The following is a 16,182-nucleotide window of genomic DNA, read 5'->3' as shown; positions in this document are numbered from 1 at the left end:
TTCTTTTGTTCCCTTCCCTAGTTTTTGCGCAAAAGATGTCAACTGTTACAGGGAAATTAGTCAATAAATTTAATGATCCTATTGAAGGTGTTGCTATAAGTTATTTAGATAAAGGAACGACATCTGATAAAGATGGAAATTACTCTTTTCAAATTCCGATTCGAAAAACTGTCAGTGTTACATTTTCTCACGTTTCATATAAAACAATTGTTAAAAAATTTACCACAAGAGGTAAAAGAACAATCAACTTCTCTCCTACTCTTATAATCAAAAATGAAGAATTAGAAGAAATTATTGTTAAGAACAGAAAAAAAGAAGCACGAGGAATTACCAAAATAGATACTAAAAAAGTTGAAACTGTTGTGGGACCTAACGCAGGTGTTGAAGCCGTTTTAATGACTTTACCTGGAGTAAGTAATAACAATGAATTAAGTACTCAATATAATGTAAGAGGTGGAAACTTTGATGAAAACTTGGTTTATGTAAACGGAATTGAAGTTTACAGACCTTTTTTAATTCGTTCTGGACAACAAGAAGGATTGAGTTTTATCAACCCTCACATGATTCAAAATATCGATTTCTCTGCTGGTGGTTTTCAAGCTAAATATGGAGATAAACTATCTTCTGTTTTAGATATCACCTACAGAAAACCAACGAAAACAAGTACGCAGGTTGATTTAAGTTTCTTGGGAGCAAGTGTTACAACTGAAGGACTGTTATTTAAGGACAAATTAAGTGCCATTCTAGGTGTCAGATATAGAGACAACAGTTTATTTGTAAATGATAAGCAAACTGAAGTAAACTTTAGACCTAGTTTCACCGATGTTCAAACGTTTTTATCGTATCAAGTATCTTCAAAAATTGACATTAATTTTTTAGGTAATTTTTCTCTTAATAATTACGAATATAAACCTCTTACCAGAAGAACACGTTTCGGAACAATAGCCAACCCTTTAGAGTTAATTGTTTTTTATCAAGGACAAGAATCAGATAGGTTTCAAACATTTTTTAGTGCGTTTTCGATGGATTACAGAGTTAATGACAATTTAGAATTAACTGGAATTGTATCCTCATTTAATACACAAGAAGAAGAATACTTTGATATTGCTGCTCAATATAATTTAGGACAAGTAAATACTAATTTAGGATCTGAAAATTTTGGTGAAGTTGAATTTTCACAAGGAATTGGTTCTCAGTTAAATCATGCTCGTAACGATTTAGACGCCTTAATTGTTAATGCGCAAGTAAGAGCAACACTCAAAGATGGAAATAACGAATGGAGAGCAGGAATAAAATATCAAAAGGAAAATATAAAAGACCGAATTAGAGAATGGGAAGTTATAGATAGTGTAGGTTTTTCTGTTAGACCTCCACATCATAACATAGGAAATGATCAACCGTATACTCCTTTTACTGGTCCTATTGAACCTTTTCAAAATGTAAGAGCGCAGAATACAGTTGATATTAATCGTTTTTCTGGTTTTTTACAATTTAGCAGAAAAACGAATTGGGGAAATCATGAAATATGGTTTAATGCTGGTGTAAGATCTCAATATTGGAATGTAAGTCCGATTGGCGCAGAATCTAAAAGTCATTTAATTTTCAGTCCAAGAGCACAATTTGCAATTAAACCAGATTGGAATGACGATATGCTGTTCAGAATATCAGGGGGATATTATTCTCAACCACCCTTTTACAGAGAACTTCGAGGTTTTGATGGTCAAATATCAGCTGATGTAAAGGCTCAGAAATCTATTCACGCTGTAGTAGGGAATGATTATAGTTTTACAATGTGGGATAGACCTTTTAAGTTAACAACGGAACTGTATTATAAAGATTTAAGTGATGTTAATGCGTATTCTATTGACAATGTTAGAATTCGATATAGAGCAGACAATGTTACAGATGCCTATGCATACGGACTTGATGTTCGTTTGAACGGTGAATTTGTTCCTGGAAACGATAGCTGGGTAAGTTTTGGATATTTAAAAACTCAAGAAAACATTGACAACAGAGGTTATATTGCCAGACCTACTGATCAAAGGATTAAACTTGGAGTATTATTTCAAGATTATGTTCCGAACCTACCAGATTTAAAAGCTTATTTAAATTTAGTTTACAATACTGGAGTTCCCGGTGGTGCTCCTGCTTATGCTGATGTGTATAGTTTTCAAAACAGGTTAGGAGATTATAGACGTGCTGATGTTGGAGTTTCATATATCTTTATAGATAACAGTAAAAAAATATCTAACAAGTTTTTAAATAATTTCGAAGAGCTTTCTGCTGGTTTAGAGCTCTTTAACATTTTTGATATTCGAAACTCAATAACCAATACATGGGTTAGAGATGTATACAGCAAACAGCAATTTGCTATTCCTAATTTTATGACAGGAAGAGTTTTGAATTTTAAATTGAGGATGAAATTCTAAACTAGAACATATAGACTTCAAAACCTCATTCATTATGAATGAGGTTTTTTGTTTTTATTCAAGTAATTTTCTGCATAAATAATGCAAGAATAGTAAAAAATAACAATCGCTTATTTTATTATCTTGACCTCACTAAAACTACTAACAACCAAATGATGAAGTCATTCAACAACTTCCTTCTTTTTTTCGTTGTATTTTCTATTATAGGATGCAAAAAGTCAATCGTAAACGAAATGGAAATCAATTCTAACTGGACCTTCAAAAAAGAAAATGATACAGTTTGGAGAACTGCTGAAGTTCCAGGAACAGTGCACACTGATTTACTAAAACAAAAGGTAATTGAAAATCCTTTTTACCGATTAAACGAGCACGATGTTCAATGGATTGATAAAGAAAACTGGGAATATAAAACAACATTTGATATTTCTGAAGAAACATTTGAAAAAGAACAACTAGAGTTGGAGTTTTTAGGAATTGATACCTATAGCAATATATATGTAAATGACACTAAAGTTCTTTCTACAGACAATATGTTTAGAAGCTACCAGATCGATGTAAAGCAGTACTTAAAAGTTGGTAAAAATGAACTTAAAATTATTCTAGAATCTCCAATTAAAAAAGGGATAAAAAAATACGATGCTATCGACTACCAAATTGAAGTTTCAGATAATGATTTAGCCAAAATTGGGAAAGTAGAAGAAAACAAAAAAGTAAGTGTATTTTCAAGAAAAGCAGGTTATCATTTTGGTTGGGATTGGGGACCAAGATTAGTCACATCGGGAATTTGGCGTCCGGTAATATTAAAAAGCTGGGATAACTTTAAAATTGAAGATGTTTTTATTCGTCAGAAAATACTAAAAGACTCCGCTCAACTTTCCGCGGAAATTGAAGTTTTAAGTACCAAAGAAATTGAAAAAAGTGAATTAGAAATTAGTATTAATGATTCATTGGTAATTACTAAAGAATACTCTTTAAAAGAAGGAAAAAATAAGTTTACTGTTCCGTTTACCATTAAAAATCCAAAACTATGGTGGCCAAACGGAATGGGAAAACAACATTTGTATAATATCAACGTAAAAGTGAGTCATAAAAATCATTATGATGAAAAAAGAAACCGAATTGGGTTAAGAACTATCCAACTTTTACGAGAAAAAGATTCGATAGGAACTTCTTTTTACTTTAAAGTAAACGGAATTCCAACTTTTATGAAAGGAGCAAATTACATTCCGCAAGATTTATTCTTACCACGAGTAAAAAATTCAAATTATCATCACATCTTAAATTCTGCCAAAGAAGCTAACATGAATATGATTCGTGTTTGGGGTGGCGGATTTTATGAAAACAAAGAATTTTATGATTTGTGTGATGAAATGGGATTATTAGTTTGGCAAGATTTTATGTTTGCTTGTGCTATGTATCCTGGAGATGAAGAATTTTTAGAGAACGTAAAACAAGAAGCAATTGACAATGTAAAACGTTTAAGAAATCACACCTCCATTGCTTTATGGTGTGGAAATAATGAAGTTTTATCGGCTTGGGAGCGATGGGGTTGGAAGCAAAAAGTGACCAAAGAGCAATCGGAAAAAGCAGCAAATACTACTTGGCAATCGTATGTGGATATTTTTCATAAAGTACTTCCTGAAGTTGTTGAACAATATGATTCTGACAGAAAATATTGGGCTTCTTCTCCGAGTAGTGAATTAGGTGTGCCAGAATCTCACACCGATGGTGATGCTCATTACTGGGGAGTTTGGTGGGGAAAAGAACCTTTTGACAATTACAATGTAAAGATTCCGAGATTTATGTCTGAATTCGGATTTCAATCTTTTCCGGAATTAGCAACGGTAAATAAGTACACAGTTCCTGAAGATCATGATATTTTCTCAGAAGTAATGAAATCGCATCAGCGTTCTAGTATTGGAAATGGAACAATTAAAGAATACATGCTTCGTCATTATAAACAACCAAAGAATTTCGAGAGCTTTTTATATGTAAGTCATTTATTACAAGCCTATGGAATTACAACTGGAATTGAAGCGCATCGAAAAAACAGATATCGTTGTATGGGATCATTATACTGGCAAATTAACGATTGTTGGCCCGTTGCTTCTTGGTCGAGTATTGACTATTATGGTAAATGGAAAGCATTACATTACGGAGTTAAAGAATCTTTCAAGAAAACAATTGTGAGTTTTGATGATAAAAAAGATAAAATTAAATTATTCATTGCTACAGATTCCTTGTCAGATTTTTCAGCTAAACTAGTACTAAACTTACTAGATTTTGAAGGTAATAAATTACATTCTTGGAACAAGGAAATTCAAGTAAAAGGAAATGATTCTCAAAGCCATTTCAGTTTGAATAAAGATGAATTAGTTGCTCTATCTAAGAATAATGATCAACAATTTTTAAACGCTACTTTGATTATAAATAATAAGGAGATAGACATAAAACAACATTTCTTTATTCCTTTTAAAGATTTGAAGTTACCTCAACCTGAAATTACTTTTGATGCTAGTGAAAACGAAGACGAATATATCGTAACTCTTCAATCTAAAAAACTAGCAATCGGAGTATTTGCTTCTGGAAATTTTGACGAGAATTTCTCTGATAATTATTTCAACATGTTACCAAATACAGAAAAGAAAATCACAATCAAAAAAGGAACGATAAAAACTTTGTCTGATTTTAAAAACCAATTAAAAATAATGAGCTTGGTAGATAGTTACAAAACTTCGATAAAATAATAGTTTTATTCAGTTATCGAGTAATTTTGGTAATTAAAAAAGGAGTAACATTATGTTACTCCTTTTGTTTATAATATTGTTTTTTATGCTTTCTCTGATGCTATTTTCCTAAACATTAACCAAACTCCAATTAAAATTAAAGGAATACTTAACCACTGTCCGGTATTTAAAGCCCACTCTCCTCTTTCTTGTACTTGTGGTTTCTTAATAAATTCTATGACAAATCTTAATGACCAAAGCGCAATCATAAATACTCCGAATAAATACCCTTCTTTTTGCTTCTTATCTGTTTTCCAATACAATCTCCAAAGGATAAAGAATAATATTAAATAACTAACAGCTTCGTATATCTGTGTTGGATGACAAGGATACTTCTCTCCGGCTCTCGTAAAAATAACACCAAAACTAGAACCTGTTGGTTTTCCGTAAATCTCAGAATTGAAGAAGTTCCCCATTCTAATGAAAAATCCAGCTAAGGCCACCATAATTCCCATTCTATCTAAAATGAATAACCATGATTTTTGTAAATGCTTTTTAGCATAAAAATAAAGTGCAATTGGAATAGCAATGGCAGCACCATGACTAGCAAAACCTGAAATACCTGTGAATTTCCAACCCTTTACTAAACCAAATAACATTTCTGCTCCTTCTTGTCTTCTAAATGGTAATATAATTTGCAATAAATTATTTTGATAATCTGCCCAACTGTAAAAGAACACTTCTCCTAAACGCATTCCAATCAGCATCGAAACAAATGTGTACATAAACAAAGGATCCATCTTATCCAAAGAAATATTATCCTTTGTATAAATTTTCTTCATTAGATGCAGACCTAATAAAAAAGCAATAATGAACATTAAACTATACCAACGAATACTAAATCCGCCAATGTTAAAAATTTCAGGATCTATGTCCCAAGTAATCGCTAAAAAATTCATGTACTATTATTGTTTAGTTTTTTGTTTCTTTTCTGGTACCGGATCATAACCGCTTCCTCCCCAAGGATGACAACTAAAAATTCTTTTTGTTGCCAACCAACCACCATAAAACACGCCATGTTTTTTCAGTGCTTCCAAAGAATATGCAGAGCATGTTGGCGTATATCTGCAAGTAGCTGGAGTAAATGGAGAAATTGCCGTTTGGTAAAAACGAATTAATAATATAAATGGATATGCCAGTATTTTCTTCAACATCTTAATTCACAGAAAAAGTAGTTCCTTCTCTTCCATCTTTTAGTTGAATTCCTAACTCTGCTAACTCATCACGGATTTGATCAGACAACGCCCAATCTTTATTATCTCTAGCTTCTTTCCTTAGTTTTATAAGTAACTCGACAACTCCTTCTAACTTATCCGAACCTTGTTCTTTTGAGTCGTTAACTAATCCTAAAATATCAAAAACCAAAGCGTTTAAAGTTGCACTTAACAATTCCAAATCTTTTTTAGAAATAGAAGCTTTATCATCTTTCACTTGATTGATAAATTTAACAGCTTCAAATAAATTTGCGATTAAGATAGGCGTGTTAAAATCATCATTCATCGCATCGTAACATTTCTTTTTCCATGCAGATACATCAAAAGTAGACTCGTTAGAAACTTTTAACTCTTTTAAAATATTTAAAGCTTCCATTAATTTATTGTAGCCTTTTTCTGATGCGAGTAATGCATCGTTTGAAAAATCTAAAATACTACGATAATGCGCTTGCATAATGAAAAAACGAACAACACCAGCACCAAAAGCCTTACTAAGAATTTTATTATTTCCAGTTAAAATTTCATCTGGTAAAATATGATTTCCAGTTGATTTAGCCATTTTTTGACCGTTTAACAATAGCATATTAGCATGCATCCAATAATTCACTGGTTGTACTCCAGTGCATGTATGAGATTGTGCTATTTCACACTCATGATGTGGAAACTTCAAATCCATACCTCCTCCATGAATATCGAATTGCTCTCCTAAATACTTAGAACTCATAACAGAACATTCTAGGTGCCAACCAGGAAAACCGTCACTCCATGGTGAAGGCCAACGCATAATATGACGATCATCAGCTTTTTTCCAAAGTGCAAAATCTTGTGGATTTTTCTTTTCTGATTGCCCATCTAACGCTCTAGTATTATGAATTGCGTCTTCAATATTTCTTCCTGAAAGGATTCCATAATTATTTCCAGCTTCATTATACTTAAGAACATCAAAATATACAGAACCATTCATTTCGTAAGCGAAACCTTTATCCATGATTTCCTTAATCATTTCAATTTGTTCGACAATATGACCTGTTGCTGTTGGCTCTATACTTGGCGGTAAGAAATTATATTTTGCCGTGACTTCATGAAAATCAACAGTGTAACGTTGAACCACTTCCATTGGTTCTATTTCTTCTAATCGGGCTTTCTTAGCAATTCTATCTTCACCTTCATCTGCATCATTTTCTAGATGTCCTGCATCAGTAATGTTACGAACGTATCGAACTTTATATCCAAGATGTAATAGATATCTAAAAATCATATCAAAAGACATGAATGTTCTCACATTACCTAAATGAACATTGCTATACACCGTAGGACCACAAACGTACATTCCTACACGGCCTTCTGTTACGGGTTTAAACTCTTCTTTAGATTTTGATAATGAATTGTATATATTTAGTTGATTTTCCTTGTATAATTCCATTAAAAATTCCTTTTCAAAAGGGTAAAGGTAACAAGTTTTAACAAAAAAAAACCACTCAAATTAGTGGTTTTTTATATAAATTAACTTTTAATTCGCTACTTTGGAAAACTTAACGCCCCATATTTCACATCCATATTGAATTTAGCATTTTTAGGAGCTTTAATTTTAATCAATCGTTTTACTTTTAATTTGCTACGCTTTTTTAACAATTCTTGAATCTCTTTTCTTTCCTGAGCATATTTTTTTATAGAAGCTTTATACTCTTCTTTTCGTTTTTTATAAAACTCTTTTTTTTCTTTTAATAATTTTACTCTTGCTCTTTGGTATTCTTCCCTAGCTTTATATCTTTCTTTTTCGTAAAGCTGCCTTGCTTTTTCTAGTTCTTTTTGATATTTCTCCTTTTCTTTCAACATGGTAATATCAGCATCGTCACTCTTAATAGATATTGAGTTTTTGCCAATCGTAACCTTAGCATTTTTTCCTATTTTATCTTTATTCTCTTCTTTCCAGCGTTCTAGATAAGATTTATCTTTCTTATAAGCTTCAAAATCAAACTCGCTTGGTAATGGCGGTAGCGGAGGTAATGGTGGCATAGGTGGTAATTTAACCTCTGGAATTACTATTGCATCATCAGGTAAAACAAAATCAATAGAATCGAGAATATCTAGGCTTCCTAACGTCAAATCTGCTAAATCACCTGTGTAAAAACTATAATTCGGCGCATTAAAATCAAACGCATTAATATCTATAAAAGAGTTTGTTCTTGACTTAATTGTAATTTTAGAGCTATTACCATATGCATTAAAATCCCATTTATTGTAGAAATTATCTCGCATTTCTTCGGTAACCTCTTCACCATCAACAACCATAAAGGCTTCGACAACAACTTTGTCTTTGTTCCAAGTTTCTATTTCGATATCTGAATGCCTTGTATTGATATCTATTACAACATCAGAATTCACTTTAAATTCTTCTTTGAAATCTTTCTTTTGCGCTGTTAATTGAGCGGCAAATAGAGTTAATATTAAAACTAATTTATATGGTATAACTTTCATCTTTACTTTGTTTTGATTGCAGATCATTTACTTGATCTTTTAACTGGATTAATAATTGTAAGCGTAATTGAAGATTGGTAATTAGCGCATCAATTGTTTCATTGTTTACACCTTCTTTTTGTAATTTTTGGTTTAAACGTTTGTAATCTGCATCTAACTTACTTATCCTCTCAAAATACTCATCCAATAAGGCCTTATTTTCTGGAGTAACTTCTAAACTTGCTATTTCATAGTTAATAGCCGTTAAATAGTAATTTTCTATCTTCTGCATTTCTGGTGAAATGTCTCCTAAATTAACCACTTGTTCCGTATCCGTAGTTGTAACTGGTTTAGGATCTGTAGGATTCACAACTGGATAAAATTGTACACCGAATCCAAGTAAAACAATTATTGACGCAACCGCGTATAACCATTTAAATGACTTTTTGGGTTTAGGAAATTCTTCTTGAAGTCTTTTCAAGAATTTTTCTTCATGGTTTTCCGATAACTCAACCGATTTTCGTTGGAAATCTTTTGCTAAACCTCTAATATCCTTCGGCATGATTTGTAACTTTTAAATAATCTCTTACTAACTTTTTTCCTCTCATCAAATGTGTTCTAGAAGTTACCTCCGTAATTCCTAAAATCTGAGATATCTCATTATGGTCGTAACCTTCAATTAAATACAAGGTTAACACCAATCGATACTTTTCTTTCTGATTGTGAATTGCTTCTACAATCATTTCGGAAGTTACCGTATCATCAACTTCCCAATTACCATCATCAACAACATTTAAAACATCTTCATTAATAGTAATCATTGATAACTTTTTTTTCTTGAGTTCATCAATACTTTGATTGATTACAATTCTCTTTAACCAAGCACCAAACGAGACTTCTTCTTTGTAACTTTCAATATTCTTAAAAGCCTTTATAAAAGCATCTTGCATTACATCTTCAGCCAATTGCACATTGTTCATATATCTGTTCGCCACCAATAACATCCCTTTTGCATAGGTATTGTATAATTGCAACTGCGCCTTTGCATTTTGCCTTTTACACTCTTTTATGAGCTTATGATGTAATTGCTTAGTTGATCTCATTTATTGATTTCTTGTCTTAAAGACGATAGTTTTTTCTTTACGTTGCATTTTTATCAACTTTTTTATCTTTAAATTTACAAATACCTTTTTTAGCGGCGTATTTAATGGCAAAAGACTCTAAATCAAACTTATCGGAAAAAGAAGGGGTTTCACAACCTGAAACAACTAGCAAATCATCTGCACAAAAAATTAAATTAAACAGAAGGAAAAAGGCCTCTACTGAAACTTTTATAAAGAAAATATTGGAAGGTGATATAACTTTTCTAAGTAGAGCAATTACATTAATCGAAAGCACTAACCCAAAACACCAAGAAAAAGCGAATACTATTTTAAATACTTTAATTCCGTACGCTAATAAATCTATAAGAATTGGAATAACAGGAGTACCGGGTGTTGGAAAAAGTACATTTATTGAGGCTTTTGGAAAACATCTTACTGGGCTAGGTAAAAAAGTTGCTGTTTTAGCAGTTGACCCAAGTAGTTCAGTTAACAGAGGTAGTATCTTAGGTGATAAAACACGTATGGAACAATTAGTAACCGATGAAAATGCTTTTATTAGACCTTCTCCTTCGGGAACTTCTTTAGGTGGTGTTGCTCAGAAAACAAAAGAAAGTATTTTGTTATGTGAAGCAGCTGGTTTTGATACAATTATCGTGGAAACAGTTGGAGTTGGACAAAGCGAAACGGCTGTTCATGCAATGGTCGATTTTTTCTTGTTACTTAAACTATCAGGAGCAGGTGATGAATTACAAGGAATTAAAAGAGGAATCATCGAAATGGCTGATGCAATTGTTATTAATAAAGCTGATGGTGATAATATAAAGAATGCTAAGATTGCTAAAGTTGAATTCAACAGAGCCTTACATTTGTACCCTCCAAAAGAAAATGGTTGGCAACCAAAAGTAATGATTGCAAGCGCTTTAAATAATTCCGGAATTGAAGATATTTATTTAATGGTTGCCGAATATATAAAAGCAACCAAAAAGACTAAAGATTTTGATAAAAGAAGAAATGCGCAAAACAAGCATTGGTTATTTAGTACCATCGATGAACAATTGAAAAAGCGATTTTACGAAAACTCGAAAATTAAACTTTTACTTCAAGAAGAAATCAAGAATATAGAAAACGGTAAAACTACACCTTTTAATGCGGCAAATAATCTTTTGAATAATACCGATTAAAGTTAAAATCGTACCAATAATCGATAATTTTAGAATATTCTCAATAAAATATAGTTTTTTTGTGTAGAAATCTTTTTTTGATGATATATTTTATTATATTGATAACTAAAGATTTTGTAACAATCTAAATGTAAACAAATAGACCCATGAAAAAACTACTATACATTCTTGCTATAGGTTTTACAACTGTGACTTTCGCTCAAAAAGAAACATGTGAAACTAAAAGTGACGTTGTTGAGGATTTGAATAGTATTACTAAGTGCACTATTAAAGAAATCGACAAAAAAGATAATAAGAAATCAAGACAAATTGCTGTAAGAGTTTCTGCTTCAAACAAGCGTTTCCTAAAAAGAAGAAACAAACAGGTAGTGTCTAGCGCAAATAATTTAAATGGCTCTGGAATTTCAAACGTTTCGAAAGCTGCAAAATTTAAAACTAACTTATCAGCGTTAACCAATAGATTATCAAAAGAGGAAATTAGAAGTGCTCAAAAATTCAATGTTGTTGATAATATTCCTGCTTTTCCTGATTGTAATGATTCTGATGATCAATTCAACTGTTTCAATACTGAAATGATGAAACATATTCAAGAGTATTTTGAATACCCAGATGAAGCGTTAGTTAATAAAATTGAAGGTGAGGTATGGGTTCGTTTTATAATTGATAAAGACGGTAATGTTACAAACATCAAAGCACTTGGACCAAAAGGAGGAAAATTATTAAAAGATGAGGCTATTAGAGTGGTTTCTAACCTACCTAAATTTAAGCCAGCAACAAATGGTGGTGAAGCAGTTTCAGTAAAATATGGATTTCCAATTAACTTCGCTTTAGAAGATAATTAAAATTAAAAAAATATAATATTTAAAAGCTATCAGGTTTCTGGTAGCTTTTTTAGTTTGAAGTTATTTCTAACTCATCATATGCTAAGAACACGTTATCAGGTAACTCTTGTTCTATATCAGCATGAAAGCCTAACAGCTCACTTATGTGAGTAAAATATGCTCTTTTTGGCTTAAGATCTTCCACCAACTCCAATGCCTCTTCTAAGTTAGCATGTGTTTTATGTGATTCTTTTCTGAGAGCTGTTGTGATTAAAACATCCAATCCTTTTAACTTTTCCTTTTCTTCCTCAGGTATATACTTTACATCCGTTAAATAAGCTACATCTCCAAATCGATAACCTAAAATTGGTAAATCTCCGTGCATCACCTTTATCGGTATTACATCAACTCCATGAAAGGTTAAAACATCATCTTTACTTATAACGGTGGGATCGACCGCTGGGGCAGATGGATATCTGTTTTCAGTTGCGAAAATATACTCGTAACGTCTTTCTAATGCCTTTAAAACACGTTTATCCGAATAAATTGGTACAGGTCCCATCTGATAATAATACGGACGAATCTCATCAAAACCAGCAATATGATCTGCGTGTTCATGAGTAAATAAAATCCCATTGATTGATTCAACATCTGCTCTTAACATCTGTTGTCGAAAATCAGGCCCACAATCTATAACGTAGTTAATATCATCCCAAGAAATCATTATGGAAGCTCTCAAACGCTTATCTCTAAAGTCCTCAGAAAAACGAACTGGATTCTTACTCCGAATCATAGGTACACCAGTCGATGTGGCTGTACCTAAAAAAGTTATTTTTAATTGTTTTTTTTTACTCATTCTTTTCACAAAAATAGCATAAATATTTACTATTACTTGCTATTTTCAGTACATTTGTTCATCGTAAACAAAAACAACAAAAATGGCAATTACCTTAAAGGGAGATCAAAAAATAAGTAGTGTGCCTACTACAAAAAATAAAGCACTCAAAATCAACCTAAATGCAAATATCTATGGAACATTTGCTGAAATTGGAGCTGGACAAGAAACAGTTCGTAATTTTTTTAGGGCTGGTGGGGCTTCTGGAACTATTGCAAAAGCAATGAGTGCCTATGATAAAGATTTCTCTGATGCCATTTATGGAATTGAAACTGACAGACGTTATGTAACTGAAGATCGATTAAAGAAAATGCTAAAGCATGAAATGAACTTAATCGAAGATCGACTTGATCGTCAAAAACATCCAGAAAAGTTATTTTTTAGTTACGCAAATACGGTGGCTACGATAAATTTCACCAAAAAATTTAAAGGTCACGGTTGGGTTGGAATTCGTTTTCAATTAGACCCTCTAGAAGATTACAATGAAATAATTGTTCACTTACGCTTTAAAGAAACAGAAGCTCGTTTACAGCAAGAAACTTTAGGTATTTTAGGTGTAAATCTTATATACGGAGCATTTTATTTAAATGACAATCCGAAAGAATTATTGAAGTCTTTTTATGATAACATTGATAAGGATAAGTTAGAAATTGATATGATTAATTTCTCTGGTCCTCGTTTTACATATGTTGACAATCGTTTAATGAGTTTACAACTTGTTAAAAACGGAATGACGAATGCCGTAATGTTTGGTCCTGATGGTAACAACTTACTACCTGCACAAGTTTTGTATAAGAAAAACATATTAGCACTTCGAGGTAGTTTTAGACCCGTTACTAAGGTTAATATGGATATGTATGAACAATCGAAAAAGATGTTTTTTAATGAAAACAAGGTTGATCAGGACAAAACACAAATTATTTTTGAAATTACACTGAGTAATCTGCGTGCAGAAGGAGAAATTAATGAAAGAGATTTCCTTGACAGAGCAGAGTTATTATGTTCGTTAGGACAAAATGTAATGATTACGAATTACCAAGAATACTATCGATTGGTTGAGTATTTCAGTGAATTCACTAAAGAAAGAATGGCCTTAGCAATGGGAGTTTATAACTTAATTCAAATTTTTGATGAAAAGTATTATAGACATATCAGTGGTGGAATCTTGGAAGCTTTCGGAAAATTATTCTACAAAGATTTAAAAATATACATGTACCCTTATAAGGATGAAGACAGTAATCAGTTTATCGATTCTGAAAACTTGAAAGTGCATCCTCGAATGAAAGAATTATATAAATTCTTCAAGAATAATGGTAGAGTAGTTGATATTGTTGATTTTGATCAAGATATTCTTCACATTTTTTCTAGAACCGTTTTAAAAATGATTAAAGATGGTGAAGATGGATGGGAAGACATGTTACCTACAGGAATTGCTGAAGTAATTAAAGAAAAAAGGTTGTTCGGATGTAGTAGAAGAAAATAATTTTATTTTCTAATTAAACCTTTTCTTAAATTTATAGTCAAAATGAAAAACAATTCATTTGACTGAAGAAACTACACTTGTTTTACAATTACAAAATGCTGCCACAAAAGAAGCTGCATTCCGTAATCTTATTACCCAATATAAGGAGCGCTTGTATTGGCATATAAGAAAGATTGTAATTGTACATGATGATACTGATGATGTTTTACAAAACACCTTTATTAAAGTTTTTAGAAATATTGATAATTTTAAAGGCGATAGTAAATTATACTCATGGATGTATAGAATTGCTACCAATGAAGCCATTACGCATCTTAATAAAAAGGCGAAACAGCAAAATGTTGATATTAGCGATTACAAACAGCAAGTAGTTTCAAATTTAAAAAGTGACGATTGGTTTTCTGGTGATGAAATTCAGATTATTTTACAAAAAGCAATTGCTACGCTTCCTCAAAAACAACAACTAGTGTTTAATATGAAGTATTTTGATGATATGAAGTATAACGAAATTTCCGAAGTTTTAGAAACTTCTGTTGGAGCTTTAAAGGCGTCTTATTTTCATGCAGTAAAGAAAATTGAAAGTTTCATTAAAACATATAATTAAACCTTTTAATAAAGTCCAAGTCTTATAAATAGATGGAAAATAATTTAAAAAATAGTATTGAATTTTTAAACTACAGTGTTGGAAAACAGCATGGTTTTGTAGTGCCTAAAAACTATTTTAATGAATTAGAAAATGAAATAGAGACTAGAAACATAATCAGTAATTTACCTAACAAGAATGGTTTAAACATTCCTGAAAAATATTTTGAAGAATTAGAAAGCGAACTTTTAGAAAGAGTTGCTGAAGTAGATTTACCTAAGAAAAATAGTTTAGGAGTTCCAAAAGGTTATTTTGACTCTTTAGAAGATACCATTTTAGGTAAGATAAAAGTAGAAGACGAAAACATAAAAGAAACAAAAGTAGTTTCCTTATCACAAAGAATTCACAAATTGATTCCAATGGCTGCGGCTGCTTCGGTTTTATTGCTTGTTGGAACTTACTTTTTTAAAATTCCTTCTCGGCCTCCTAACATACAAATTGAAGAAACAGAAATTGTTTCTTGGTTTGAAAGTGGTTTTGGAGAAACAAACTCTTATGAATTGGCAACACTTTTTTCTACTGATGATTTAAATTACGATGATTTCACTGTCAATGTAAGTAACGATAAAATTGAAGATTATTTAAATACAATAGATACTTCAACTTTAATTGAATATGACGAAATAGAACTAATAAATAATAACGAATTATAATTACTTTTTGTAAACATAAAAGCAAATGAAGAGAATATTACTTATAATAACAATATGCTTTATCACATTTAAAGCTTACACCCAAAGAGGACCAGGAAATCCTAAAATTAAGGCATTCAAAATTGCTTTTATAACGGAAAAACTAAACCTCAACGAAACCGAAGCTGAAAAGTTTTGGCCAATCTATAATAAATTTGAAGATAAAAAGTTTAACCTAATCCAAAAGGAGAAAAAGGAGATCCGTAAAAAGGTTAAAGAAGCTGGCGGAATTGAAAATATTGATGATAAAGATGCGGAAAAATACTTGAGTAAATTACAAGATATTAGAAAAGATATGTATCAAAACAGCATTCAATTTCATAACAGTTTAGTTGAGTTTTTGCCTGCGAAGAAAATACTACTGCTTGAAATAGCGGAACATGAATTTAATAGACGTTTAATGGAACGTTTAAAAAATAGAAGAATGAATAGAAGAAGATAAAAAAAGAGAGAAGTTTTAAAACTTCTCTCTTTTTTT

At 31.4% G+C, this 16,182-nt stretch carries 15 protein-coding genes; 8 read left to right on the top strand and 7 right to left on the bottom strand.

The annotated features are described in order from the left end of the window. Positions 1-35: 35 nt before the first annotated feature. Together ACOSP6_RS06575 and ACOSP6_RS06570 are read left to right on the top strand one after the other, a co-directional pair. Positions 36-2,429 carry a TonB-dependent receptor gene (locus ACOSP6_RS06575; protein WP_422092555.1) on the top strand — a complete coding sequence of 798 codons (2,394 nt, stop codon included), beginning with the start codon at positions 36-38 and terminating at the stop codon, positions 2,427-2,429. Between the two features lie 152 nt (positions 2,430-2,581). Further along, complete coding sequence (locus ACOSP6_RS06570; protein WP_422092556.1) at positions 2,582-5,176, top strand: beta-mannosidase; 2,595 nt, start codon at positions 2,582-2,584, stop codon at positions 5,174-5,176. 83 nt (positions 5,177-5,259) lie between these two features. Here the strand turns inward: ACOSP6_RS06570 and lgt are convergent, their stop codons facing one another. The 6 genes from lgt to ACOSP6_RS06540 all read right to left on the bottom strand — a co-directional run bounded on the left by lgt (position 5,260) and on the right by ACOSP6_RS06540 (position 9,989). Beyond that, complete coding sequence (gene lgt, locus ACOSP6_RS06565; protein WP_422092557.1) at positions 5,260-6,114, bottom strand: prolipoprotein diacylglyceryl transferase; 855 nt, start codon at positions 6,112-6,114, stop codon at positions 5,260-5,262. A 6-nt stretch (positions 6,115-6,120) separates the two neighbouring features. After that, positions 6,121-6,369, bottom strand: a complete 249-nt coding sequence (yidD, locus tag ACOSP6_RS06560) for a membrane protein insertion efficiency factor YidD (protein WP_422092558.1) — start codon at positions 6,367-6,369, stop codon at positions 6,121-6,123. A gap of 1 nt (position 6,370) precedes the next feature. After that, a complete protein-coding gene (gene cysS / locus ACOSP6_RS06555) occupies positions 6,371-7,852 on the bottom strand; it encodes a cysteine--tRNA ligase (protein WP_422092559.1) in 1,482 nt (493 codons plus the stop codon). A 95-nt stretch (positions 7,853-7,947) separates the two neighbouring features. After that, positions 7,948-8,907 (bottom strand): hypothetical protein, encoded by a 960-nt coding sequence (locus tag ACOSP6_RS06550; RefSeq protein ID WP_422092560.1) that lies wholly within the window; start codon positions 8,905-8,907, stop codon positions 7,948-7,950. After that, positions 8,888-9,448, bottom strand: coding sequence for a hypothetical protein (locus ACOSP6_RS06545; RefSeq protein WP_422092561.1), 561 nt, complete (start codon positions 9,446-9,448; stop codon positions 8,888-8,890). Before ACOSP6_RS06545 ends, ACOSP6_RS06550 begins: the two co-directional genes overlap by 20 nt. Next, positions 9,432-9,989, bottom strand: coding sequence for an RNA polymerase sigma factor (locus ACOSP6_RS06540; protein WP_422092562.1), 558 nt, complete (start codon positions 9,987-9,989; stop codon positions 9,432-9,434). Before ACOSP6_RS06540 ends, ACOSP6_RS06545 begins: the two co-directional genes overlap by 17 nt. 104 nt (positions 9,990-10,093) lie before the next feature. On the opposite strand from ACOSP6_RS06540, the gene meaB reads away from it, so the two are divergent. Both meaB and ACOSP6_RS06530 read left to right on the top strand, forming a co-directional pair. After that, positions 10,094-11,170, top strand: coding sequence for a methylmalonyl Co-A mutase-associated GTPase MeaB (gene meaB, locus ACOSP6_RS06535; protein WP_422092563.1), 1,077 nt, complete (start codon positions 10,094-10,096; stop codon positions 11,168-11,170). A 146-nt stretch (positions 11,171-11,316) separates the two neighbouring features. Beyond that, on the top strand, positions 11,317-12,012 hold the full coding sequence (locus ACOSP6_RS06530; protein ID WP_422092564.1) for an energy transducer TonB: 696 nt from the start codon (positions 11,317-11,319) through the stop codon (positions 12,010-12,012). Positions 12,013-12,061: 49 nt separating this feature from the next. On the opposite strand, the gene ACOSP6_RS06525 is transcribed toward ACOSP6_RS06530, so the two are convergent. After that, positions 12,062-12,847, bottom strand: coding sequence for an MBL fold metallo-hydrolase (locus ACOSP6_RS06525; protein ID WP_422092565.1), 786 nt, complete (start codon positions 12,845-12,847; stop codon positions 12,062-12,064). 82 nt (positions 12,848-12,929) lie between these two features. Between ACOSP6_RS06525 and ACOSP6_RS06520 the strand changes: the two genes are divergently transcribed. From ACOSP6_RS06520 to ACOSP6_RS06505, 4 genes are read left to right on the top strand one after another with little or no spacing between them, the layout of a single operon-like run. Next, positions 12,930-14,369 carry a TonB-dependent receptor gene (locus ACOSP6_RS06520; protein WP_422092566.1) on the top strand — a complete coding sequence of 480 codons (1,440 nt, stop codon included), beginning with the start codon at positions 12,930-12,932 and terminating at the stop codon, positions 14,367-14,369. Between the two features lie 58 nt (positions 14,370-14,427). Next, positions 14,428-14,973: an RNA polymerase sigma factor gene (locus tag ACOSP6_RS06515; RefSeq protein WP_422092567.1), complete on the top strand. Its 546-nt coding sequence runs from the start codon at positions 14,428-14,430 to the stop codon at positions 14,971-14,973. 32 nt (positions 14,974-15,005) lie between these two features. Next, a complete protein-coding gene (locus tag ACOSP6_RS06510) occupies positions 15,006-15,665 on the top strand; it encodes a hypothetical protein (RefSeq protein ID WP_422092568.1) in 660 nt (219 codons plus the stop codon). A 25-nt stretch (positions 15,666-15,690) separates the two neighbouring features. Further along, positions 15,691-16,146 carry a hypothetical protein gene (locus ACOSP6_RS06505; RefSeq protein WP_422092569.1) on the top strand — a complete coding sequence of 152 codons (456 nt, stop codon included), beginning with the start codon at positions 15,691-15,693 and terminating at the stop codon, positions 16,144-16,146. The last annotated feature ends 36 nt before the right edge of the window (positions 16,147-16,182 follow it).

The sequence above is a fragment of the Tenacibaculum sp. MEBiC06402 genome, assembly GCF_049239625.1.
Taxonomy (GTDB): Bacteria; Bacteroidota; Bacteroidia; order Flavobacteriales; family Flavobacteriaceae; genus Polaribacter.
The sequence above is the reverse complement of the archived record's forward strand: the minus strand, read 5'-3'. Positions and strand labels throughout refer to the sequence as shown.